The following is a 24,359-nucleotide window of genomic DNA, read 5'->3' as shown; positions in this document are numbered from 1 at the left end:
TCCTGTTCTGGTTTGCGTGAAAACGAACGACCGTTCGAGGTCAGCCGGTGATGATGCACCAAATCGGATTCCGTGCGGACAAGTCGGCCAACGCAGCGGGCCCCTTGAGCGAGGAGAGTATCCATCGGATAGCCCGCTGGTTGCGGCAGGTTCGAAGCCTCAGTCGGGCGGCCATTGTGCGTCCGCATCCAGGGGGAATGCGGGTCTGGGCACGCGCTGCAGTGAAAGCCGGCTGAGTACCGGGGTGGTCAATCCGGGTCCATCGACCTCGATCACCCGGTGGGCTGGCGCAAAGTCGCTGAAGGCAGCGCGGAAATGCCCGCGGCTTTTGACCACGAGGGTGCGAATGGAATCTGTCGACTGCGCGAGATCGATGCCGAAGATGTCAAGCTGTGCCGGATCCAGCAACTGCTGCCGCTGGCTGATCACGATCACCTGGACCCCACCCAGCGACAGCAACGCGCTGGACCCCATGGATTGCGTGCTGCCCTGAACCAGACCTTTTCGCCCCACAAAGGTGCCATCGGACAGGGCCAGCACGCGCGCCTCATGGTCTAGCGGGTCGGCAAAGGCCTCGGGCGGACCCCCGGCATTGAAATGGGCCAGAAACCAGGCCCCTACCCCTTCCTGGTGGGCCCGGGCGGCCAGCAGCGGATCGGTGAAGACGCCGAGCAAGACCCGTTTCGCACCGGCCTTGAGCAAGGCGCTGAGCAGGGCCGTCGTGTTGCCGCCTCCGCCTCCACCAGGGTTGTCGCCCACGTCGGCCAGGATCAGCCTGGGCTGTCGCGGCAACAGGTGAGTCGGATCGGCGCCTGCGTCCACCGCCATCGCCACCGCGGTGTCCATGGGCGTGAGTGCCGTGAGAAATGCCTTTCGGGAGTCCCACACCCGCCGCGCCATTCCCGTGGCAGCCACCTGCGCCGCGTCGCGCGCACCTCGGGATGCGGTCACCACCACGCTGAAGCCACACTTCGCGCAATCGGCCAGCGGGAATCCACCGCAAAGGGAAATGTTCAGCACCCGCTCGTCTGGCCACGCCGCAGCCTCGTCCAGCAGGCGGGCATAGGGCGAGCCCGGCGCTATCAGCTGATCCGTGCTGGCTGGCAGAAACGGCAGCTTCTCCAGCACCACGACACCGGGCCCCTCGACCAGCATGCGCCGCATGAGCACCGCCGCTTCGGCGCCCCGCTCCCGCAAATCGACGTGAGGATTGGTCCGGTAGGCGACGAAGGCGGACAGCGCATCGGTCATGCGGCGCGACACGTTGGTGTGCAGGTCAAACACCGCCACCACAGGAACGTTGGGGCCCACCAGGGCACGGATGCGCTCGAAGAGCACGCCGTCCGGATCGTCTTCCTCAGTGGTCAAGGCCGCGCCGTGCGAGCTGATGAAGACACCATCGAGTGGCCCCGCCTCGGCCAGGCGACGCTCGACATCAGCCAGAAAGCGGGTCCACCAGACGTGATCCACCGGGCCACCTGGGTAGGCCAGGGCCATGCGCAACGCCACCGGTTCCCAATCGCCGCTGGCGCCCATGGTGGCCACAAACCCTTGGCTGTCCGGCAGGAGCCGGGGCGCCGGGGCGCGGAGTTCGGCCAGCAACTCGGCCCCTGCCCTGTCACAGGACTGCTCGAAGTGCGCACCGGTGGTGACCGGCGCCAGCCGATTGGCCTCCAGAAAGAAGCCGGCCAGGCCGATGCGCGGCGCTTTGGGCATGAGCCTGGTGCCCATCAGTCCAGCTTGATGCCTTGCACCAGCGGCCGGTACTTCGCCAGCTCGGCGGCGACAAATGCCTTCGTCTCCTCTGGCGACATCGTCGCTTTCAGTTCGACCCCCAGGCGGACCCGCTGCTCCACCGTGGCGGGAAGCATCAGGGCCTGGTTGATCGCGGCATTGAGACGGCTGACCACGGCGGCTGGCGTGCCGGCCGGGGCATAGACCACGCCCCAGGTCGACAGCTCCAGCCCCTTGAGCGCGGGAATATCCCCGAAGGACTGCGCATCCGGAATGGCCGCCAGGCGCTGTGCTGCGGTCACGCCAATCGCCTTCAGCCGGCCGCTGCGCACAAACCCCGCCGCGTTGGCGGCACTGGTGATGCCGACATCAATCTGCCCGCTCATCACGTCGTTGAGGATCTGGGCGCCGCCGCGATAGGGAATGTGCAGCATGAACACGCCGACCTTGGCCTTGAATGCCTCACCAATCACATGCTGGAAAGTGCCTACGCCCGGTGACCCGTAGCTGAGCTTGCCCGGATTGCGCTTGGCCATGGCGATGAACTCGTCCAGCGATTTCGCCGGAAAATCGGGGCGGGTCACAAACACCGCTGGCGTTCCTCCCACAAAAGCCACCGGCAGCAGGTCTTCAACCCGGTACGAAGCGCGTGGGTTGATGAGCGGCACCAGCAGCGCCTCGCTCAGCGATCCGTACAGCACCGTGTGGCCGTCGGGCGTGGCACGGGTCAGCTTCTGCACGCCGAGCGCACCGCCTGCACCTGCGGCGTTGTCGACGATCACGGGCTGACCGAGCAACCGACCCATCTCCTGCGTGATCATGCGAGCGCCGATGTCGCTGGCGCCGCCAGCCGTGTAGGGGACGATCATCGACACCGTGGTCGATGGAAAAGCGGTCTGCGCAAATGCCGCTGTGGTCAACGCCTGCGACAGGCCACCCGCGCACATGGCCAGCATCAGGCTGCGTCGGGTTGAGGTGAATCGAGCGAAAGGCATCTGGGTCTCCTGCAACAAATAGAAGTCGCAGTGTAGAAACCGCAGGGCTTTCGCCATAGGTGCAATTCCGCCAAGCTTGATGGCTATCCCGCCAGCCTGATGTGGCACCATCTGCACAGTTTCTGCCCAGAAAAAATGTCCGTGATGCCTGCCAGTTCATCCCGATCCATGCTGCGGCAGCCTTTGCAGCTGTGGGAAATCCTGCGGTGCGACGAAGGTCTGGAAGGCCCTCTTGGCGCTCTGGCTGATCTGCTTCGCATGGTCAACACCATCGCCAGACTCAGGGGGCTTCGCCACGAACGGGTGGCACTGCAACACAGAACGCCGACCGGCCGCATCACGCGCGGTATGGCGGCCATTCAAACCCGTGAAGCGTCGTCCAAGGAACAGATCGGCCGTGCCCGCCTGCCCTCGCCCTGGCTGCCAGACGTGCTGGTGGTGCCAGGATGGCAGGCACGCAACGGACCCCATCTGAACCGACTGGTTGCCAGGGACCGTGCGGCCTGTGACCGGCTGCGCGCTGTGCACGCCGCTGGGGGACAGGTAATCGGCCTCTTCACGGGTGTGGCTCTGCTGGCGGAAGCTGGCCTGCTGGACAACTCGCCTGCGGTCATTCCCTGGCCCTTTGTGCCGGCTGTGCTGCGCCATGCGCCCAGCCTGCAGATCGTCACCGGCGCGTCGCACGCCCAGCATCAGCGTGTCTGGACCGTGGATTCGCCGTTGCTGGCGACCGACGTCGCACTCATGGTGCTGCAGGCCGGGGGCCTGCAGGCACTCGCCGAATCGGCTCGCGCTGTGCTGCTGCACTCGCCACAGCGGCAGGGTCTGGTCCGTGCGGTGGCACAAGACGCTCGTTCCCGAGTGGGACTGGGCTCGCTTGAACGGGCGCGGCGCTGGCTGGAGGATCACCTGCATGAACCCTACAGCCTGTCAGACACGGCACGAGCCGCCGCCACCAGCGAACGATCGCTGTTGCGGCACTTTGGACAGGCGTTTGGACAGACCCCTTTGCAGATGCTGCACGAATTGCGCGTGACCCGAGCCCGCATGCTGCTGGAGACCACCTACCTCAGCAGCGAGGCCATTGCCGAGCGTTGCGGCTGGCGCGACCCGGTGATGCTGCGCGAGGTATTCCGACGTGCCACCGGCATGACGCCCGCTGCCTACCGCGAACGATTCCGGCTTCGCTCGTCCCGGCGTGAGTGGGGCAAGGACCTCGCTTGAGCGGAGCATGACCCTTCACCGGTGCGCAAGACGTCGCATCCTCGCACGGACGCTTGCGGCCGCTGCCACAATGCGCCGAGATGCCTGACGGGCAAAACCGGAGAATACCTATGAAGCCCTCGTTTCCCATCCAGAAATCCGAAGCCGAATGGCGCGCTGAGCTGGCGGCCAAGAAGGCCGAACCAATGGCCTACGAGGTGACCCGGCTGGCCTATACCGAACGCCCCTTCACCGGCAAATACGAGAAGATCTGGGCCGACGGCAGCTACCACTGCATCGCCTGCGGCAACCACCTCTTCGACGCCGACACCAAGTTCGACGCGCATTGCGGCTGGCCCAGCTTCTCAGAGGCGATTCCCGGCGCCATTACCGAAATTCGTGACACCAGCCACGGCATGGTGCGGGTGGAGACGGTGTGCAGCCAGTGCGGCGCCCACCTCGGGCACGTGTTCGACGACGGCCCCACGGCCACCGGGCTGCGCTACTGCATGAACTCGGCCTCGCTGGACCTGAAGCGCCGGTGATGTCGGCGGGTAGGCCTGCCGGGCCGCCCGTCGACGATCGGCCTCAGCCGCGCACGGCTTTCAGTGCGGTCAGCATCGGCTTCATCAGCTTGAGATCCAGGTTGATGGCTTTCTCCAGCTCTGCCAGGCCAGCTGCTGCCCCCTTGAGAATCATCGCCTCCTCGTCTTTCTCGCTGATCGCAAACACCGGCTTTTTCTGGGCTTCAAACAGGGCCATGACCGGCTTGGTGACTTTCATCGACGCTGACACGATCCCGCCCAGCACGTGGGCCTCCACCACATCCCAGGGCGGACAGCTCAGGCAGACCGGCCCCGGCTTGGGCACCTGCTTGGGTGGCAAGACGTCGACAAGGTAGTCCAGTCGAAGCATCTCGTGCAGTTTTGGGTTGAGTTCCAGCGTGAGGTCCAGCACCCAGGCGCGCACCCAGCATGGGCCCATCCGCTTGTGCAGGTACCGCGCCAGTGCTGCACCCAGCTCCACGGTGGTGGCGTCGCGCCTGAACTCTTCCAGACCTTCGTACTGGAAGTGGCTGGCAGAAAGGTAGAAGCGCGCCATGCAGCGGCGCTGCTGCGCCGTGGCCAGCCAAACGGCGATGTTGATGTAGTACTCGCGAATTTTGGCCCAGTTGCTCACGGCCTCTGTCGTGGCGCCGGTCGCCGCCGCGGCGCTGGTCAAGGCGTCGATGTTCATGCCCATCCAGTGGTGCCAGGTCGAATCCACGACCACACGGCCCAGGCCGATGCGCTGGCCGTCGTAAACGCTGATCATGGGAAAACGCTTGGCTGGCATTGGCACACCCGGGTGGAACGCCCGTTTCTCGTGCCAATAGGGCGGGTCGGCCAGCGTGGTGCCGTAAGCGATGACCTGCGGCAAGGGACGTACGCCCGCCTTGGTCGGGTACTCCGTTGCACTGGAGACATCGACCTGGAAGTTGCCCGGCGCGGTATCGAAACACATGCCCTCATGCGGATGGTCGGGCATGACATTGATGGGGCCGTGCGTGGGATGGCAGAGCACGGGATGGGGGGCATGCCAGCCAAACAGGCCGCCACTGCGCATCACAGGCACCCACTCGATGGGCTGAGGAACGGCATCCGACTGGGCGGCGTCGGGAATCACCGCGTAACCCGGTGGGCCCTGCGTCGCGTTTTGAGGCCGATTGGTGTCAATGCGACCTTCCGGATTGCGAGGCGGCACGCCCTGCGCGTTGGTCCAGCGCCGCATGGTGCCCACGCGTGGCACCTGGCGGCACAGGGCAGCGCCCAGATCTGCGTGGTCACCGGTAGCGAACACGCCACCTTGGCGCTGATCCATCCACTTCTGCAGGGCGGTGCGCTCCGGGGCGCTCAGGCTTCCAGCGCCACCATCAATGCCAAACAACCAGAGCTGGTGGTACTGGTTGAGCAAGGCGTCGGTGAAGGTGGTGGACGAACGGTGGGCGGTGGTCACCCGAAAATCCACCCAGCCACGAGCGGTGCTGTCCAGCAGACTGACCACCGCGCCGATCCCGAATCCGGAACCGAGTCCGATGCTGCCGTCGACCACCACCAGAATCTTCAGTGGTCCGCACAGCTTGAAGCGAGGTTTGAGCTCTCTGAGCGCCTCGATCACGTCGGGGCGCAAGTCCTGAATTGCCTGAATGTCCATGTTGCCTCTCCTGAAACCAGCCATGCCGCTGAGCGGGGCGCTGGCGTGCATGGCAACCGCAAGCGCTGTTCTATTGAGCGCGTGCAAAGGCGTGCTGGCCATCCTTCACAGGATGTAAAACGACCATCAGGTGGGGGAAATGGTGGGCGCTGCGTCCCACAGACATGAGGCAGCGCACGGTGGCAGGCGAATGCCCGGTGGACAGAAATGCCCTCAGGCGCTTCAGACGGGCGTCAAACGCCCGAGCTGATCGCCAGCGAAGTCACTCAACAGCTCAAGAGCCGGACACAAGATCCGTCCCGGGGAACGGGACCCTGCGGAAGGGTCATTCGGAGTGCGCTCAGGCAGTGGGCAGCGGGCTCATGCGGTCGGACTGCCGCGCACCATGGCCAGCACCTTGCCCGCGTCCAGGGTGGACGCGGTTTGCTGGATCTGCGGCAGGTATTGCGTCTGCATCTGCTTGGCTGGTGCCAGCAGACCCTGGAAGGTCTGTTGCAGCAACGCAGTGCTCATGACCCGACCGCCGGCGTAATAGCGCTTGGCCAGCTGACCCAAGGCGTAGGTGGTTGCAAAGGAAAACGCCATGCCCGTGGCGGCGCGCCCGATGCCACCCGCCATGCGACCGGCCGCCTTGCCGAGAAGGCCGCCGATCAGCTTGCGGCCAAATTGCTCGATGTATTGCGACGACAGACCCACGCCGGCGGCAGCGATGAATTCGCGGATGTGGCCCTGGTCCAGCTCCACGCCGTGCGCTTTTCCGATGTTGTAGACCATGCGGATCTGCAGCGGGATGATGGCCATCGAAGCCCAGGACTGAGGCAGCAGCTCAAGTGCGCCATTGAGCAGCGATGCGTTGAGGATGAGCTTGTCCATCTCGGCATCGGGCGGCGCGCTGACCGCCACGGCAACCGGTACGGGCGCGGCTGGGGTTGCGAGCGCGGCGGCAGTTGCCACCGTCGCCACCGTGCCCGCTGCAGGCGCCGCATGGTCAGATGCTTCGACCAGCTGGGCTTCCTGGCGCTCAAAACGCTCGGTCTCGCCGGCGTCCAGGCCCAGTCGCTGCTTGAGATCGTTCAGAAACGCGGTTTCTGCGGGCGATTTTCGACCGTCGGCGTCGCAGACACACACCGCCATCTCGTAGGCCAGCTGGCGCTGACCCGTGTCGGTCAGCCCCGCGACGGCGGTCTGCACCGTGGCCCGCTTGAGCAGCACGTCCTGGTAAAGCTGGGCCAGGCCAGCACCACCCGCCTCGCGACCGAGTGAGTCCGCGATGCCGCGAATCGCTTCGCGCTCGGCGTCCGCCTTGGCGCCGTCCGAGAAAGCGGCCAGCAGGGCTATGGTGAGAATGGCTTGTTGTTCGGCTGTGGTCATGATGAGGTGAAAAACAGGGTGGGACAGAAGAGCGCAGTTGCGCCACCGGGAGTGGACCCCGCCAGCGTGCCACAGTTCCGCACCGGGATGGCCGCAACCCCACGGCTGGCCTTGAGCGCTGCAGGCCCGATAATCGGCCCATGCGTTTCCTGATCGACTTTTTCCCAATTGTTTTTTTCGTCGGCGCCTACAAGCTGCACGACATCTACACCGCGACCGCCGTGCTCATGGCTGCCACCGTGGTGCAGACCGGAATCATCTACGCCATTGACCGCAAGCTGCAGACCATCCACAAGGTGACGCTGGTGCTGGTCATTGTCTTCGGTGCCCTCACCCTGGTCCTGCAAGACGAGCGCTTCATCAAGTGGAAGCCGACCGTGCTCTATGCCAGCATGGCCATTGTGCTCGGGGCAGCGCTGTGGATATGGAAAAAGAACTTCCTTCAGATGTTGCTGGGTACCCAGCTCACGCTGCCCGAGTCGGTCTGGGGCCGGCTGACGGTGATCTGGATCGCCTACTTCTTCTTCATGGCGGCGATCAACGCTTACGTGGCGGCGTACTACTCCACCGAAGCCTGGGTCAACTTCAAGCTCTGGGGTTACGTCTTTCCGGTGATCTTCATCGTCGGTCAGGGTCTTTACATCTCGCGATATCTGAAAGACGACGACGGTGAGGCGAGCAAATCATGAGCGCAGCACCAGACGCCATCCCCACCGCGCCGGCCATTGAGGCCACCTTGCGCGCCACGCTTTCGCCCAGTGTGCTGGAGGTGATCGACGAGAGCGCCGATCACGCTGGGCACGCAGGTTCCAACGGCCTGGGCTACGGCACCCATTTCCGGGTGCGCATCGGTGGCCCGGCCTTCGCCGGCCTCAGTCGGGTGACGCAGCATCGCCTTGTGTATGATGCCCTGCAAAAATTCACCGATGCCGGCCTGCACGCACTGGCCATCGAGATTCAGCGCTGACCAGGTCCGTCGGCTCGTTTACTTTCTGACACGAAATCAGTCCCTTGCGGCCGGGCACTTCGCCCACCGGCCAAAGTCTCACCCCTTTTCATTCCGAGATCCCTCATGAAACGCTCCCTGCACGCCCTTGCCGCGACCGCCCTGCTCGCCGCCGCTCCCTGGTCACTGGCCCAGAACGTGGCCATCGTCAACGGCAAGGCAGTGCCGCTGGCCCGCGTTGAAGCCCTGGCCCAGCAGGTCGCTGCCTCCGGTCGACCGGTGGACGACCAGGTGCGCGAACAGCTCAAGGAAGAAGTCATTCTGCGCGAGATCTTCATGCAGGAAGCCCAGAAACGCGGCATCGGCGCCACCGACGACTACAAGAACCAGATGGAGCTGGCACGCCAGACCATCATGATCCGCACGCTATTCGCCGACTACCAGAAGAAGAACCCGGTGACCGACGCTGACATCCAGGCCGAGTACGACAAGTTCGCGGCGGCCAACGGCGGCAAGGAATACCGCGCCCGCCACATCCTGGTCGACAAGGAAGACGAGGCCAAGGCCATCATCAAGTCGATCAAGGGCGGCGCCAAGTTTGAAGACATCGCCAAGAAGTCGTCCAAGGACCCAGGGTCCGGCGCCAACGGCGGCGACCTGGACTGGGCCGCTGCCGCCAGCTACGTCACAGAATTCTCGGAGGCCATGGTCAAGCTGGACAAGGGCCAGATGACCGAGGAGCCGGTGAAGAGCCAGTTCGGCTGGCACGTGATCCGCGTGGACGATGTTCGCCAGGCGCAACTGCCCAAGCTGGAAGACGTCAAGCCGCAGATCTCGCAGCAGATGCAGCAGCAAAAGCTCAGCGAATTCCAGCGCACGCTGCGCGAAAAGGCCAAGGTCGAGTAAGCGGAGCTTCGCGCATCGGACAGACAGCGCGGCTTAGGTCGCGCTTTTTTTTTGCCCGTGCGCAAGCTGGTGACCGCTCTTGTACCCGCGGGTGGCTCCTCGCAGGCCAGGCCAAGCGGACAGCCGAGAGCCGCTGCTGCTGACCATAATGCCGTCAACCTTATCGGATTGCAGCCATGACACCCGCACCCACCAGCATTCAGGCCTTCCTCAGCGAACACCGCATCCATGAGGTCGAGTGCGTCATCCCCGACATGACCGGCATCGCGCGCGGCAAGATCCTGCCCAAAGACCTGTTCTTGAACTCGGGCCACATGCGCCTGCCCAAGAGCGTGCTGCTCAACACGGTCAACGGTCAGCAGCCGGACAACGCCGCTTTTGTGGGCGATACCGACCCGGACATGGTCTGCGTACCCGATCTCGCCACTGCCCGCGTCGTGCCGTGGGCAGCCGAGCAAGTGGCGGTGATCATCCACGACTGCGAGGAGTTCGACGGCTCGCCGGTGGCGCTGTCGCCGCGCAGCGTGTTGCGCCGAGTGCTGCGGCTCTACGAAACGCAAGGCTGGCAACCGGTGGTGGCGCCCGAGATGGAGTTTTATCTTGTGGCGCGGCATCAGAACCCCCACGAGCCGTTGCAGCCGCCGCTGGGGCGCACCGGCAAACCGGAGGCTGGTCGCCAGTCCTATTCCATTGACGCGGTCAACGACTTTGACCCGTTTTTCCTGGAGCTGTCGCGCTTTTGCGAGGTGCATCGTCTGGGAGTGGAAACGCTGATTCACGAAGCCGGCGCCGGGCAGATGGAGATCAACTTCACCCACGGTGATGCGATGGACCTGGCGGACCGGGTGTTCCTCTTCAAGCGCACGGTGCGCGAGACCGCCCTGCGCCACGGCATCTTTGCCACTTTCATGGCCAAACCCATGGAGACCGAGCCAGGCAGCGCGATGCACATCCACCAAAGCATCCTGGACCGGGCAAGCGGCCACAACATTTTCAGTCAGGAAGGCGGCGAAGTGACACCCGCGTTTCGCCATTTCATTGCCGGCTTGCAGCGCTACGTGCCGCAGTGCATGCCGATCCTGGCGCCGTATGTGAACTCCTACCGCCGGCTCGCGCGCTTCATGTCGGCGCCGATCAATGTGCAGTGGGGCTACGACAATCGCACCTGCGGCATCCGCGTGCCCGAGTCCGACCCCGCCAACCGTCGCCTGGAGAACCGAGTGCCCGGTGTGGACGTCAATCCTTACCTCGCCATGGCGGCCACGCTGGCCTGCGGCTACCTGGGGCTGGTGGAACAACGCGAGCCCACCGAACCCATGACCTCCAGCGCCTGGGACGTGGACTTCGAGCTGCCGAGTCACATGGAAGATTCGATCCGCCGCATGCGGGAATGTGAATCCATGCGCGAGGTGCTCGGATCTGCTTTCGTCGACGCCTTCCTGGCTGTAAAAGAGGTCGAATACGCCACCTACAACCGCGTGATCAGCTCCTGGGAGCGCGAGCACTTGTTGCTGCTGGTGTAGGTGATTCACACCCTGCGCCGCTTCGCGGCTTCCCCCTCTCTCTCTGGCCTTCGGCCGGAGGGGGACGCAGCCCTGTAGCCCGGCGAAGCCGGTTCCACGGCTGCCCTGGGTTGGGCGCACGCGCTCCGCAAGCACTGCAAGCAGTCAAACCTGAAATCAGAGAGGCCAGATGAAGACCACCACGCCTTCCCACACCACCCGCCTCGGCCTCGACTGGTCTCGCGCCCAGGCTTTCCTGGCCCGTGAGCGCACAGCTTATGAGCGCCGCAACCCGCGGTCCGCCGAACTCGCCGCGCAGGCCCGTTGCCACCTGCTGTTCGGCGTTCCCCTGCACTGGATGACCGACTGGGGCACACCCTTCGCCCTGCACGTGGACCACGCTCAGGGTGCCCAGGTGACCGATGTCGATGGTCATGTGCTCACCGACTTCTGCCTGGGTGACACCGGCGCCATGTTCGGCCACGCACCCGCACCCGTGGCCGCTGCGCTGCAACTGCAAGCCACGCGTGGTTACACCACCATGCTCGCCACGGCCGATGCGACCAAGGTCGGCGCAGCCCTGGCCGAGCGCTTCGGCCTGCCCATGTGGCAGTTCGCCATGAGCGCCACCGACGCCAACCGCTACATCGTGCGCTGGATCCGCGCGGCCACCGGGCGCAAGAAGCTGCTGGTGTTCAACGGCTGCTACCACGGCACGATCGAAGACGTGTACGTCGACCTGGTCGAGGGTTTGCCCACCCAGCGCGACAGCCTGCTCGGTCAGGTGCACAACCTGCTGGAGCACACGGTCGTGGTGGAGTTCAACGACCTGGGCGCACTGGAATCCGCGCTGGCGGCAGGCGACGTGGCCTGTGTGCTGGCCGAGCCGGTCATGACCAACATCGGCATGGTGTTGCCCCAGCCGGGCTATTGGGAAGCCGCGCAGGTCCTCATCCGGCGGCACGGCGCACTCCTGGTCGCCGACGAAACCCACACCATCAGCACGGGTCCGGGTGGCTACACCCACGCGCATGGCTTGAAGCCCGATGCGCTGGTGCTCGGCAAACCGGTGGGTGGTGGCGTGCCCTGCGCGGTCTACGGCATGAGCGCCGAACTGGCCGAACGAGCAGTGAAAGCCAAGCTGGAAGCCCCTCCAGGGCACAGCGGCATCGGCACCACGCTCACCGGCAGCATGCTGGCCATGGCCGCCATGCGCGCTGCGCTCACCGAGGTCATGACACCCGCCGCCTACGCCCACATGCTACCCCTGGCCGAGCGCCTGGCCGATGGCCTCCGAGCCGTGATCGCGCGTCACCGCTTGCCCTGGTGCGTGACCCAGGTCGGTGCGCGGGTCGAGTTTCAGTTCACGCCCACGCCACCGCGCAACGGCAGTGAGGCCAGCGCCATCCTCGACGGCGAACTCGAACACCTGATCCACCTGGGCCTGCTCAACCGCGGCGTGATGATCACGCCCTTTCACAACATGATGCTGGTCTGCCCCCAGACCACGGCGGTGGATGTGGACCGGTTGCTGGGCGCGCTGGACGAGGTCCTGACCGAGATCGCCGCCCGCGCCTGAGTCAGCGCACCAGCCAGACCACTGCGCTGATCAACCCCAGCAGCACCGGCTGGTGCAGCAGGTAGTAGCTCAGGCTCCAGCGCCCCAGCACCACGCCGGCCCGAAACAGCCCGGTGGCTGGGACATCGGCTTCGCCCAGCCAGTGCGGCCGGTGATGCAGCGCCCAGCGTCCGGCCGCCACACCCCACCACATCACACCCAGCCAGGGCAGCAGAGGCACGTAGTCCTCGGTTCTGGGCAGGCGGCTGATCAGGCCTATCCAGTTGAGCCATTGGCTGTCAAGTACGGTCAGCGCCGGCAGTGCCGCGATCAGCTCAGGGGCGGCGAACTTGGCGCCAATGGCCAGCGCTCCCAGCGGCCAGAGCCAGACGCCCCAGCCAGCGGTGAGCCGCACCACGATCAGCATCACCGCGATGCCGTGCAGCACGCCGAAGTAGATGAAGCTGTTGGGGAACATCATCAGTGAACCCGCGGTGACCAGCAGCGCCGCACCCGCCACCTGGGCCCAACGCTTCCAGAAGCGCGGCCAGGTCTGACCCTGGTGCACCGCCACCGCCTGGGACAGGCCGGCGGTGAAGAGAAACAGACTGACGATGGTGGTGCGCTGCCAGGTCCAGAACGGGTCGCGGTAGAAGTCCTGCTGGATCAGGCCAAAGTGATCGAGGTCAAAACAGAAGTGGTAGGCCGTCATCCACACCATGGCCAGCGCCCGCAGCAGGTCGATGCGGTCGAGGCGCTGGCTCACGGCTTCTGTTCCCGGGTGGCTGAGGAGCGGGTGGCCTGCTGGTGCACGCCGAGCAGCAGATCGGCCAGGGCCTGCGGCTCGCTCACCATGGGGTCGTGACCGGTTTTCATCTCATGCACCTGCCAGCCCGGCTCCTGCCGCACCCGAATGCGCGAGGCAGCGATGGTCGGCAAGGCTGGGTTGGTGCAGTCGATGAACGTGCGCGGCAAGGCCGCCAAGTGCGCCGCGTCGAAGTGCAGCGGCTGCTGGTACACCGCGAAAGGCTGCGGCGTCTGGCGCCGGTTAACCCAGTCGCGGTCGGCGCCCTCCAGGCCAAACACCGAGGCATCGGGCGGTGGGAAACTCAGGCCCCCGGTGGATGCGGCTGCATCAATGCGGGCTTGCTGCGTTTCGGGGGTGTGGCGGCTGCTCCAGCTCTCACCGGGCTCGGGCACCACCGCGTCCAGATAAATCAGATGGGCCAGCTGGCCCGCGTGGCGGTGTTGCAGGCGATCGGCTACCTCGGTGATCACGATGCCGCCGTAGCTGTGCCCCACCAGCACCACCCGGCTCAGTTCCTCGGCCTCGATCAGCCCGATCACGTCTTGTATGTGCGTGTTCAGGTCAGTGTCGGGCCCCATCAGGTGCGCGCGCTCGCCCACACCGGTCAGCGTGACAGCGTGCGTCTCGACCCCTCTGGCACGCAGCAAAGGCAGCACCCGTCGCCAGCACCAGGCGCCGTGCCAGGCGCCATGCACCAGAACAATGCTGGTCTGCTCAGGCAGAAGGGGTGCACTCATGGGTATCGTTCCCGGAAGCTGTGCGGACACACAGGATTCGCTGATTTTGTATCAGGGAATCACCATCAACACAGTATCGTTATAAAAATCAAATGTCTTTTTGAGATATCTAAAGTAATTTCTTGACCGTGAACGGTGTTCACGGTGGCAAACCTTCCGTGTCTACGGAGCTCTTGCCAACTCCTCATCGGCCTCCACCAGCAACCGCCTGACCCGCGACCCCTTCACCTTCGCGACTGCCCTCACCCGCAGTGCCTGTTCGGTCTCCAGGCGCACGCGCTGGTGGTATTCCAGGCTGTCGGTCTCGCCGGGATTGTGGCTGGGGATGCGGCGGGACCATTGTTGCTGGCCGTCCAGCTCAACGCGCAGTTCGTGCCAGGCGCCAGCGGCATCGGCCGGCACGTCGACCCACAAGGTGACGTCGATGTCGAACACCCGAGCGCGCGAGAGCAGGCCGGGAATGGTGAGCACGGCCACCGGGTCGGGTCCGGCGTCGGTCTGCCAGGTTTCGGGCTGAGGTGTGGGGTCGGGTTTCATGGGGCGCCACTGTAGCCCGAGTCTTGCATCCTGCGACGGATGAAGGACAAGCCATTGGGCTTGGCCTGCCCCTTTCAGCCCGCGCTGAGCTTCATCAGGGCGCCAGCATCATTCCACCACCACGGCCGTCCCACTGGCTGAGACCATGAGCATGCCGTTCCCCTGGCCAAGCACCTCGTAATCCAGGTCAACGCCGACCACCGCGTTGGCGCCCAACTCTTGTGCGCGTTGCTGCAACTCGGTGATGGCAATGTCGCGCGCCTTTTGCAGCTCGCGCTCGTAGGTGGCCGAGCGCCCGCCGACCAGGTCGCGGATGCCAGCGAACAGGTCTTTGAACAGGTTGGCGCCCAGGATGGCTTCACCGGCGACTACGCCGTGGTACTTCGTGATGCGCCTGCCTTCGACGCTGGGGGTGGTGGTGACGATCATGGGCTTTTGCTTGCGTGTGGACGAAAGCCTCAAATGTAGGCGTTGACCGGCTTGGCATGTCGCATGTGTAGCGACATGCCAAGCGCGGCCATGTGGTTGCTGTTGCGACTGAGGATGGTTTCGGACAAAGGCAGGAATTCGGTTTCCTCGTAGCTGGCGTGGGCTTTGTACTCGGCCACCAGGCGCTGCAGGTCGGCGATGTTGAGATCGGTGGCCTGGCCTTTGGCCACGCGCTTCAGTCCGCTCTCCAGCGTTTTCCAGAGCGCCTCCACGCGCCGGTGTTCGTCGGTCAGCCGCTGCGTCATGGCCTTCACCCGGGTCAGTTCTTCGCCGGGCTGGGCGCTCGCGATCACGGCCGGGAACAACTCGCGCTCTTCCTCCAGGTGGTGCTCAAAGATGGCTTCACGGAAAAACTCGAGCGACTGCTCGGCGATCTGGCGCGCACGGGCGGCGGGTTCCAGCAGCGCGGGCAGTTCGTCGAGCGCGTTCAGTCGCTTGAGGATGCCGCCGTGGCAGTTGGTGAAATTGCTCAGTGGCGCCTGATCGGCGGTGGGGTTGGAGGTGGCCATGTTGAGGTGTCTCTGGGAAGCGCGGTTCCGGGCAACACAGGCCCGGACCCTTGGCATTCCCTGGCGAGCCAGTCTAGAGCTGCGCGCGCATCAGACCTTGACCTGAGTCAAGCCCCGGCGCGGTTGCTCAGTGGCTGGGGGCCGAGCCCCGCACCCGCTGCACGGTGTTGAACACCGCCACCGCCGCTGCGCCAGCGAGCAGCCCGGCCAGGCCGCCGGCCACCATGTTGACCAGTCCGCCAGCCCAGCCGAGTCCCTCGGCAAAGTGCTCCACCGCATGGCCCAGGGATGGAATGCCGTGCAGCAAGATGCCGCCACCCACCAGGAACATGGCCGCGGTGCCGACGACCGACAAGGTTTTCATGAGCCGGGGCGCCAGCGCGAGGATGGTGCGGCCGAGCGCCTGTTGCCAGCCGGCCGTCTGGCGCACCAGGTGCAACCCGGCGTCGTCGAGCTTGACGATGCCCGCCACCAGGCCGTAGACGCCCACCGTCATCAGCAAAGAGATGCCCACCAGCACCGCGAGCTGGCGCTCGAAGCTGGCGGCGGCCACCGTTCCCAGGGTGATGACGATGATCTCGGCGGACAGGATGAAGTCGGTGCGGACGGCGCCCTTGATCTTGTCTTTTTCAAACGCCACCAGATCCACCTGTTCGTCGGCCACGGCCTTGACCAGCTCGGCGTGGTGCGCCTGGTCGGCTTCTGGGCGGTGGGAAAACGTGTGCAGCAGCTTCTCCGCGCCCTCAAAACACAGGAACAGGCCACCGAGCATGAGCAGCGGTGTGATGGCCCAAGGCGCCACGGCGCTGATGGCCAGTGCCGCAGGCACCAGGATCGCCTTGTTGCGCATGGATCCCTTGGCCACGGCCCAGACCACCGGCAGCTCGCGGTCGGCCTTCACACCGGTCACCTGCTGTGCGTTCAACGCCAGGTCGTCGCCGAGCACGCCGGCGGTTTTTCGGGCCGCAACCTGTGTCATGGCCGCGACGTCGTCCGCCGCGGCCATGCCCTGGCGCGCAGCCACCTTGGTCATGACGGCCACGTCATCGAGCAAGGTGGCGATGTCGTCAATCAGGGCAAGCAGGCTGGATGCGGCCATAGAGAGTGTCTCGGTGGGGGATCGGGTGGCTTCAGCCCACCCATTTGCGCGCGTTGCGCCAGATGCGCATCCAGGGGCTGGCGCCAGCTGGGTCACCCGAGGTCCAGCTCATCTGGATGTTGCGGAACACCCGCTCGGGGTGCGGCATCATGGCGGTGAAGCGTCCGTCTGCAGTGGTGACTGCGGTCAGTCCGCCCGGGCTGCCGTTGGGGTTGAACGGGTACAGCTCGGTGGCTGCGCCCGCGTTGTCAACGAAACGCATAGCTCCGATGGCCTGGTCCGGGTCACCGCGGTACTTGAAATTGGCATAACCCTCGCCATGCGCCACCGCGATCGGCAGGCGGCTGCCCGCCATGCCTTGCAGAAACAGGCTGGGCGACTCGAGCACCTCAACCATGGACAGGCGGGCTTCGAAGCGCTCGCTCTGGTTGGTGGTGAAGCGCGGCCACGCCTCGGCACCAGGGATGATGCCGGCCAGCTCGGCAAACATCTGGCAGCCATTGCACACGCCCAGGCCAAAGGTGTCCGGGCGTTGGAAGAAGTTGCGGAACTGCTCGGTCAGCACATCGTTGAAGGTGATGCTGCGCGCCCAGCCGATGCCAGCGCCCAGCGTGTCGCCGTAGCTGAAACCACCGCATGCCACCACGCCCTGGAAATGGCTGAGGTGCGCGCGGCCCATCTGCAAGTCGGTCATGTGCACGTCAAACGCCTCGAACCCGGCCTGAGTGAAGGCGTAGGCCATCTCCACATGCGAGTTCACGCCCTGCTCGCGCAGGATGGCGACCCTCGGGCGGGCGAGGTTCAGGAACGGCGCGGCCAAATCCTGCGCCGGATCGAAGCTCAGAGCAACGTGCAGGCCAGGGTCGTCGGGCAGGCCCGCGGCGGCGTGTTCGGCATCGGCACAGGCGGGGTTGTCGCGCTGCTGGTTGATCTTCCAGCTCACGCTGTCCCAGACCTGGTGCAGGTCGAACAGGCTGACACTGAAGACGGACTTGGCGTCGCGCCAGACCTGCAGCTCTCCCTTTCCTGCGTCGATGGGCGACTCAGCGGGGTGGGTCTTGCCGATGAAGTGGCTGTGTTTGGACAGGCCGTGTTCGCGCAGGGTTTGCATCACGGCGTTGCGCTCGGAGGTGGCCACCTGGATCACCACGCCCAGCTCTTCGCTGAACAAGGCTTTGAGCGTGAGTTCTTCGCGCCGGGCGCTGACCTGCTTGCTCCAGTTCTTGGCGTCACCGTACTCGGCGCGGCTGTCGGAAATGCCGTCGCCCTCGGTGACCAGCAGGTCCACGTTGATGGAGACGCCCACGTGGCCGGCGAACGCCATTTCCGCCACGGTGGCGAGCAAGCCACCGTCACTGCGGTCGTGGTAGGCCAGGATGCGGCCCTGGGCGCGCAGCGCGTTGATGGCGTCGACCAGGCGCACCAGGGCCTGCGGGTCGTCCAGATCGGGCACGCCGTCTTGCACCGGGCAGCCCGGTTGGTTGAGCGTCTGTCCCAGGATGCTGCCGGCGAGCCGGTGCTGGCCCTGGCCCAGGTCGATCAGGATCAGCGTGGTGTCGGCCACCTCGGTGCTGAGCTGGGGCGTGAGTGTGCCGCGCACGTCGGCCAGGGTGGCAAAGCCGCTCACGATCAGGCTGACCGGCGAGGTCACCTTGTGCTGTTCTTCGCCGTCGGCCCACTGCGTGCGCATGGACAGGCTGTCTTTGCCCACGGGGATGGAAATGCCCAGCGCCGGGCACAGCTCCATGCCCACCGCCCTCACCGTTTCGTACAGCGCGGCGTCCTCCCCCGGCTCGCCGCAGGCAGCCATCCAGTTGGCGCTGAGCTTGACGCGCGGGAGCTCAATGGGTGCGGCCAGCAGGTTGGTGATGGCTTCGGCCACCGCCATGCGGCCCGAGGCCGGCGCGTGCAGCGCGGCCAGCGGCGTGCGCTCTCCCATGCTCATGGCCTCACCCGCAAAGCCACTGAAGTCGGCCAGGGTGACCGCGCAGTCGGCCACCGGCACCTGCCAGGGGCCGACCATCTGGTCGCGATGGCTCAGGCCACCCACGGTGCGGTCGCCGATGGTGATGAGAAACCGCTTGGAAGCCACCGTGGGGTGGCTTAGCACGTCAATCACGGCCCTTTCCAGTCCCACACCCGTGAGGTCCATGGGGACAGCCTGGCGCTCCACAGACTTCACATCGCGGTGCATCTTGGGCGGCTTGCCCAGCAGCACATCCATCGGCATCTCCACCGGAGATTCCCTGCCCTCGTCAAACACCGTCAGGTGGCGCTCTTCGGTCGCCACACCCACGACAGCGAACGGGCAGCGCTCACGTTCACAGAAGGCTTTGAACTGCTCCAGCGATTCGGGCGCAATGGCCAGCACGTAACGCTCCTGGCTTTCGTTGCACCAAATCTCCTTGGGCGCCAGGCCGCTTTCCTCGAGCGGTACCGCATTCAGGTCGAAGCGCGCGCCGCGCCCGGCGTCGTTCACCAGCTCGGGGAAGGCGTTGGACAGGCCGCCCGCGCCCACGTCGTGGATGAAGAGGATGGGATTCTTGTCGCCCTGAGCCCAGCAATGGTTGATGACCTCCTGCGCCCGGCGTTCGATTTCAGGGTTGCCGCGCTGCACCGAGTCGAAATCGAGCGCGGCGGCATTGGTGCCGCTGGCCATGGAGCTGGCTGCGCCGCCGCCCATGCCGATTTTCATGCCCGGGCCACCGAGCTGGATCAGCAGCGAACCGGCGGGAAAGTCGACCTTTTTCGTCTGCCCGGCGTCGATCACGCCCAGGCCGCCGGCGATCATGATCGGCTTGTGGTAACCGCGCAGGACACCGGTGACGGCTTGCTCGTACTCGCGGAAGTAGCCCAGCAGGTTGGGCCGACCAAACTCATTGTTGAACGCCGCGCCGCCCAGCGGGCCTTCGGTCATGATCTGCAGCGGGCTGGCGATGTGTTCGGGCTTGCCGCCCGGTTGGTCGCTCAGGCCGCCCCAGAGCTTGGAGACGGTGAAGCCGGTGAGGCCGGCCTTGGGCCTGGAGCCGCGACCGGTGGCGCCTTCGTCCCGAATCTCGCCCCCCGCCCCCGTGGCGGCACCGGGGAATGGCGAAATCGCGGTCGGGTGGTTGTGGGTTTCCACCTTCATCAGAATGTGGTGGGTGGCCGGTTCGCCCACATAGCTGGGCGAGGCGGCGGTCTGGCCCTGCCCTGCCCTCGCCACGAAGCGCTCCACTGCGCTGCCTTCCATGATGGAAGCATTGTCCGAATACGCCACGATGGTGTGCTGCGGCGCCGTCTGGTGCGTGTGCCGGATCATGCCGAACAGGCTCTTGTCCTGCAGCACGCCGTCGATGGTGAACTGGGCGTTGAAGATCTTGTGGCGGCAGTGCTCGCTGTTGGCCTGCGCGAACATCATGAGCTCCACATCGGTCGGGTTGCGTCTCAGGCTGGTGAAGGCGCTGACCAGGTACTCGATTTCGTCCTCGGCCAGGGCCAGACCCCAGGCCTTGTTGGCGGTCTCCAGCGCCCCTTTGCCGCCGCCCAGCACATCCACATGCTCCATGGGTGCGGGGTGCAGTTCGGTGAACAGCGCCTCGGCCTGGACGCGCTCGGTGGTGACGGCTTCGGTCATGCGGTCGTGCAGAAGCCCGGCCACCGCCCTGAGCTGCTCGGGCTTGAGGCTGGGTTTGCTCAGCAGGCCGGTCTTGAGCACGATGCGGTATTCCACCAGCCGTTCCACCCGGTGCAGTGCCAGGCCACAGTTGTGGGCGATGTCGGTAGCCTTGGAGGCCCAGGGCGAGACGGTGCCCAGGCGCGGCATCACCAGCACCGCTGGCGCGCCGGCTTTCACTGCCTCACCAAACGCCGGCAACACCGGTTCTCCGTAGGCCATCAGCTGGCCCAGGCGCTGCAAGGTGCGCTCGGTGGGTTCGGCGTCAAACGCCGCCAGGTGCACGAAGCGGGCCGAGAGGCCGGAGATCTTGTCGGAAATCGCCGCCAGCCGCGGCAGCAGTTGCTGGACTTTGAAATCGCTGAGCGCGTTGCCGCCCTCGAAAAAACGCAGATGCAGGGTCACGACGGGTGGCCTAGGTTCGGGAGACGGTGGAAACCGCTGATTTTATCCGGCCGAGGTCTGCGGTCTCCGTCCGGGCAGCGACCCGAATTGGGCACGGGTGGGATAATTCGTCCCCATGAGCATCACCTACAAAGACGAAGCGGGCGTGGCCGGCATGCGACTGGCCGGTCGGCTGGCATCCGAAGTTCTGGACCACCTCACGCCGCTGATTCAGCCAGGCGTGACCACGCTGCAGATCGACCAGTGGGCCGCCGCGTTCATGAAGCAGCAGGGCACGACCTCGGCCACCATCGGCTACCAGCCCAGCGGTTACCCGCCCTTCCCAGGTCACCTGTGCACGTCGATCAATCACGTGATCTGCCACGGGATTCCCGGCGACAAGGTGCTCAAGAAGGGTGACATCGTCAACGTGGACGTGACCGTCATCAAGGACGGCTGGTACGGCGACACCAGCCGCATGTTTCTGGTGGGTGGCGAAGCCGCGGCGTCGGTCGCGGCCAGGCGCCTGTGTCAGGTGACGTACGAGGCCATGTGGAAGGGCATCGTCATGGTTCGGCCGGGCATTCGCCTGGGCGACATCGGCCATGCGATCCAGGTCTTTGCCGAGGGCAACGGCTTCACAGTGGTGCGCGAGTTTTGCGGCCATGGCATCGGCCAGCGCTTTCACGAGGAGCCACAGGTGCTCCACTACGGCCGCCCGGGCACGCTGGAAGAGCTCAAACCCGGCATGACCTTCACGATCGAGCCCATGATCAACGCCGGCAAGCGCGATATCAAGGAAATGGGCGACGGCTGGACCATCGTCACCAAGGACCGTTCGCTGTCGGCTCAGTGGGAACACACGGTGCTCGTCACCGAAAGCGGCTACGAGGTGCTCACGCTCTCCGACGGCTACCCGCCCCTGCCCGAATTCGCCGCGCCCGTCTCCACCGCAGCAGCTTGAGCGGTTGATCGTGGAGCGGCCCGTCACCGAACCCTCGGCTCCTGGCGTCCAAGACATCGCCACACTGCGCCAGCGCTACCGCGAGGGCAAGGCCGTGCTCATGGCCGAGCTTGGTGGCGAGAACGCATCGGCCCGGGGGATGCGCCGTGCGCTGCGCCAGCTGGCCCGTCTGACCGACCAGACCCTGCGCACGCTCTGGTACCGCGCCGGCTTCAAGACCACCTACGCGCTGCTGGCGGTGGGTGGCTATGGGCGCGGTGAACTGTTTCCCTATTCCGACGTGGACGTGCTGGTGCTGATGCCCGACGGAATGAAGCCCGAGGACGACGAGATCCTGCGCGGGCGCCTGGAAACCTTCATTGGCGCCTGCTGGGACGTGGGCCTGGAGATCGGGTCGGCGGTGCGCACCACGCAAGACTGCCTGACCGAGGCCGCCAAGGACGTGACGGTGCAGACCTCATTGCTCGAATGCCGGCTGATCCGTGGCAACAAGGCCCTGTTTGACCGTTTGGTCCGGCAGCTTCAGGAAGCGATGGACCCGCGCGCCTTCTTCGTGGCCAAGAGCCTGGAGATGCGCCAGCGCCACAACAAGTTCGAGAACACGCCCTACGCACTGGAGCCCAACTGCAAGGAGTCCCCCGGCGGACTGCGTGATCTGCAGATCATCCTCTGGGTGGCCAAGGCGGCAGGCTATGGCCGCAGCTGGGACGAGCTCGCCCGCAAGGGCCTCGCCACCCCCCTGGAGGCCCGGCAGATCAAGGCCAACGAAGCCATGCTCAGCCTGATCCGGGCGCGCTTGCACCTGCTGGCCAAGCGCCGCGAAGATCGACTGGTGTTCGATCTGCAGACAGCGGTGGCGGAGTCCTTTGGCTTCAGGGCCCACACACCGCCAGTGGAAGTGCCTACGGGCGATGGCCCCAATCACGCCCCCACGCCGCCCAGCGCCAAGGGCGTGCGCCGCGCCAGCGAGCTGCTGATGCGGCGCTACTACTGGGCCGCCAAGGCCGTGACCCAGCTCAATCAGATCCTGATGCTCAACATCCGGGAACGGCTCAACAGCGAGGCCATGATGATCGACCGCCTGCGGCCGATCAACGAGCGTTTTTTCGACAAGGGCGGCACGCTGGAGATCGCCCGAGACGACCTTTACGAAAGCCAGCCGCACGCGATTCTCGAGACCTTTCTGCTGTACCAGACCACGGTCGGCATCAAGGCGCTGTCGGCGCGCACGCTGCGTGCGCTCTACAACGCCCGCCCGATCATGAACGCAGCGTTCCGCGCCGATCCAGTCAACCGCGCCACCTTTCTCGCCATTTTGAAGCAGCCCGAGGGCATCACCCACGCCATGCGGCTGATGAACGAGACCTCGGTGCTGGGTCGCTACCTCTGGGTGTTCCGCCACATCGTGGGGCAGATGCAGCACGACCTGTTCCACGTGTACACCGTGGACCAGCACATCCTGATGGTGCTGCGCAACGTGCGCCGCTTTTTCATTCCCGAGCATTCGCATGAATACCCGTTCTGTTCGCAGCTGGCAGCTGGCTGGGACAAGCCCTGGATTCTGTACATTGCCGCCTTGTTTCATGACATCGCCAAGGGTCGTGGCGGAGATCATTCCGAGCTGGGTGCTCAGGATGTTCGTGTGTTCTGCCGGCAACACGGCATTCCCCGCGAAGACACCCAGCTGATCGAGTTCCTGGTGGCCGAGCACCTGGCCATGAGCCGCATCGCGCAAAAGGCCGACCTGAGTGACCCGGACGTGATCGGTGCTTTCGCCCGCCGCGTCGGCAACGAGCGTTACCTGACGGCGCTCTACCTGCTCACGGTCGCCGATATCCGCGGCACCAGCCCCAAGGTCTGGAACACCTGGAAGGGCAAGCTTCTCGAAGACCTTTACCGGTACACGCTGCGCGCCCTGGGCGGTCGCGCTCCCGACCCGGACGCCGTGGTCGAGGCGCGCAAGCGCGAAGCCCTCACCTTGCTGGCGCTGCACGCTCTGCCCCACAAGGCCCACGAAAAGCTGTGGGCCACGCTGGACGTGAGCTACTTCATGCGCCACCAGGCCGACGAAATTGCCTGGCACACCCGCGTTCTGACGCGCGCGCTGGCGCAGCAAGCGACACAGTCGCGCGCCGTGCCCGCTGCGCTCGCCGTACCGGGTTCCCCGGAGTCAACGCCTCGGGCTGAAAAGTGCATCGTGCGCGCCCGTGTCTCGCCAGAAGCCGACGGCCTGCAGGTCATGGTCTACGCGTCTGACCAGAGTGACCTGTTCGCGCGCATTTGCGGCTACTTCGATGAGTCGGACTTCAACATCCTGGACGCCCGTGTGCACACCACCCGCGACGGCCACGCCATGGACACCTTTCAGGTGGTGGCGCCCACGCTTTCGGAGCATTACCGGGAACTCATTGGCATGGTGGAAAACGACCTGGCGCAGGCCATCGACCGCAAAGGCCCGCTGCCGCTTCCCAGCAAAGGTCGTCTGTCGCGCCGCGTCAAGAGCTTTCCCGTGGCGCCTCGGGTCGACCTTCGGCCCGACGACAAGGCGCAGCGCTGGTTGCTCAGCGTCTCGGCCAGCGACCGCAACGGCCTGCTTTACTGCATCTCGCGCGTGCTCGCCGAACACCATGTGAGCGTCGAGCTGGCCAAGATCAGCACACTGGGGGAGCGCGTGGAAGACACCTTCCTCATCAGCGGGCCCCAGCTGCAGGTCAACAAGCGCCAGATCGAGATCGAAACCGAGCTGCTCAAGGCGCTGGAGAGCTGAGC

20 protein-coding genes are annotated in these 24,359 nt (G+C 65.4%); 9 read left to right on the top strand and 11 right to left on the bottom strand.

The annotated features are described in order from the left end of the window. Positions 1-159 precede the first annotated feature (159 nt). Positions 160-1,731 (bottom strand): M81 family metallopeptidase, encoded by a 1,572-nt coding sequence (locus QUV25_RS13190; RefSeq protein WP_300864606.1) that lies wholly within the window; start codon positions 1,729-1,731, stop codon positions 160-162. Next, positions 1,731-2,729 (bottom strand): tripartite tricarboxylate transporter substrate binding protein, encoded by a 999-nt coding sequence (locus QUV25_RS13185; protein ID WP_300864604.1) that lies wholly within the window; start codon positions 2,727-2,729, stop codon positions 1,731-1,733. Before QUV25_RS13185 ends, QUV25_RS13190 begins: the two co-directional genes overlap by 1 nt. A 144-nt stretch (positions 2,730-2,873) precedes the next feature. Between QUV25_RS13185 and QUV25_RS13180 the strand changes: the two genes are divergently transcribed. Then, the gene (locus QUV25_RS13180; RefSeq protein ID WP_300864603.1) at positions 2,874-3,953 is read left to right on the top strand and encodes a helix-turn-helix domain-containing protein; all 1,080 of its coding nucleotides are present in this window, start codon (positions 2,874-2,876) and stop codon (positions 3,951-3,953) included. 110 nt (positions 3,954-4,063) lie between these two features. Beyond that, positions 4,064-4,477 carry a peptide-methionine (R)-S-oxide reductase MsrB gene (gene msrB / locus QUV25_RS13175; RefSeq protein ID WP_300864602.1) on the top strand — a complete coding sequence of 138 codons (414 nt, stop codon included), beginning with the start codon at positions 4,064-4,066 and terminating at the stop codon, positions 4,475-4,477. A gap of 43 nt (positions 4,478-4,520) precedes the next feature. Here the strand turns inward: msrB and QUV25_RS13170 are convergent, their stop codons facing one another. After that, complete coding sequence (locus tag QUV25_RS13170; protein WP_300864601.1) at positions 4,521-6,125, bottom strand: hypothetical protein; 1,605 nt, start codon at positions 6,123-6,125, stop codon at positions 4,521-4,523. A gap of 360 nt (positions 6,126-6,485) precedes the next feature. Continuing rightward, positions 6,486-7,496, bottom strand: coding sequence for a DUF533 domain-containing protein (locus tag QUV25_RS13165; protein ID WP_300864599.1), 1,011 nt, complete (start codon positions 7,494-7,496; stop codon positions 6,486-6,488). Between the two features lie 140 nt (positions 7,497-7,636). On the opposite strand from QUV25_RS13165, the gene QUV25_RS13160 reads away from it, so the two are divergent. From QUV25_RS13160 to QUV25_RS13140, 5 genes are all read left to right on the top strand, one after another. Next, positions 7,637-8,185: a septation protein A gene (locus QUV25_RS13160; RefSeq protein ID WP_300864598.1), complete on the top strand. Its 549-nt coding sequence runs from the start codon at positions 7,637-7,639 to the stop codon at positions 8,183-8,185. After that, positions 8,182-8,463 carry a BolA family transcriptional regulator gene (locus QUV25_RS13155; protein ID WP_300864597.1) on the top strand — a complete coding sequence of 94 codons (282 nt, stop codon included), beginning with the start codon at positions 8,182-8,184 and terminating at the stop codon, positions 8,461-8,463. The genes QUV25_RS13160 and QUV25_RS13155 overlap by 4 nt, the downstream gene beginning before the upstream one ends. Before the next feature lie 105 nt (positions 8,464-8,568). Beyond that, complete coding sequence (locus QUV25_RS13150; RefSeq protein WP_300864595.1) at positions 8,569-9,348, top strand: peptidylprolyl isomerase; 780 nt, start codon at positions 8,569-8,571, stop codon at positions 9,346-9,348. Positions 9,349-9,524: 176 nt separating this feature from the next. Beyond that, positions 9,525-10,871, top strand: coding sequence for a glutamine synthetase family protein (locus tag QUV25_RS13145; protein ID WP_300864594.1), 1,347 nt, complete (start codon positions 9,525-9,527; stop codon positions 10,869-10,871). Positions 10,872-11,040: 169 nt separating this feature from the next. Continuing rightward, positions 11,041-12,429 carry an aspartate aminotransferase family protein gene (locus tag QUV25_RS13140; protein WP_300864593.1) on the top strand — a complete coding sequence of 463 codons (1,389 nt, stop codon included), beginning with the start codon at positions 11,041-11,043 and terminating at the stop codon, positions 12,427-12,429. Between the two features lies 1 nt (position 12,430). Here QUV25_RS13140 and QUV25_RS13135 read toward each other — a convergent pair whose 3' ends face one another. The 7 genes from QUV25_RS13135 to purL form a co-directional block, all read right to left on the bottom strand. Further along, the gene (locus QUV25_RS13135; RefSeq protein WP_300864592.1) at positions 12,431-13,174 is read right to left on the bottom strand and encodes a heparan-alpha-glucosaminide N-acetyltransferase; all 744 of its coding nucleotides are present in this window, start codon (positions 13,172-13,174) and stop codon (positions 12,431-12,433) included. Continuing rightward, positions 13,171-13,953: an alpha/beta hydrolase gene (locus QUV25_RS13130; protein ID WP_300864591.1), complete on the bottom strand. Its 783-nt coding sequence runs from the start codon at positions 13,951-13,953 to the stop codon at positions 13,171-13,173. Before QUV25_RS13130 ends, QUV25_RS13135 begins: the two co-directional genes overlap by 4 nt. A gap of 162 nt (positions 13,954-14,115) precedes the next feature. Continuing rightward, complete coding sequence (locus QUV25_RS13125) at positions 14,116-14,490, bottom strand: hypothetical protein (protein ID WP_300864590.1); 375 nt, start codon at positions 14,488-14,490, stop codon at positions 14,116-14,118. 108 nt (positions 14,491-14,598) lie between these two features. Continuing rightward, entirely contained in the window at positions 14,599-14,919 is a 321-nt protein-coding gene (locus tag QUV25_RS13120) for a heavy metal-binding domain-containing protein (protein ID WP_300864589.1), read from the bottom strand. 29 nt (positions 14,920-14,948) lie between these two features. Beyond that, complete coding sequence (locus QUV25_RS13115; protein ID WP_300864588.1) at positions 14,949-15,488, bottom strand: hemerythrin domain-containing protein; 540 nt, start codon at positions 15,486-15,488, stop codon at positions 14,949-14,951. Positions 15,489-15,615: 127 nt separating this feature from the next. Beyond that, positions 15,616-16,587, bottom strand: a complete 972-nt coding sequence (locus QUV25_RS13110) for a DUF808 domain-containing protein (RefSeq protein ID WP_300864587.1) — start codon at positions 16,585-16,587, stop codon at positions 15,616-15,618. A gap of 31 nt (positions 16,588-16,618) precedes the next feature. Continuing rightward, the gene (purL, locus tag QUV25_RS13105) at positions 16,619-20,647 is read right to left on the bottom strand and encodes a phosphoribosylformylglycinamidine synthase (RefSeq protein WP_300864586.1); all 4,029 of its coding nucleotides are present in this window, start codon (positions 20,645-20,647) and stop codon (positions 16,619-16,621) included. A gap of 115 nt (positions 20,648-20,762) precedes the next feature. Here purL and map point away from each other — a divergent pair, with 115 nt between their 5' ends. Further along, complete coding sequence (gene map, locus QUV25_RS13100; protein ID WP_300864585.1) at positions 20,763-21,590, top strand: type I methionyl aminopeptidase; 828 nt, start codon at positions 20,763-20,765, stop codon at positions 21,588-21,590. A 10-nt stretch (positions 21,591-21,600) separates the two neighbouring features. Then, entirely contained in the window at positions 21,601-24,357 is a 2,757-nt protein-coding gene (locus tag QUV25_RS13095; RefSeq protein ID WP_300864583.1) for a [protein-PII] uridylyltransferase, read from the top strand. Positions 24,358-24,359 lie beyond the last annotated feature (2 nt).

The sequence above is a fragment of the Hydrogenophaga sp. genome (assembly GCF_030373245.1).
Lineage (GTDB): Bacteria > Pseudomonadota > Gammaproteobacteria > Burkholderiales > Burkholderiaceae_C > Hydrogenophaga.
This window is presented reverse-complemented; position numbering and strand designations above follow the sequence as displayed.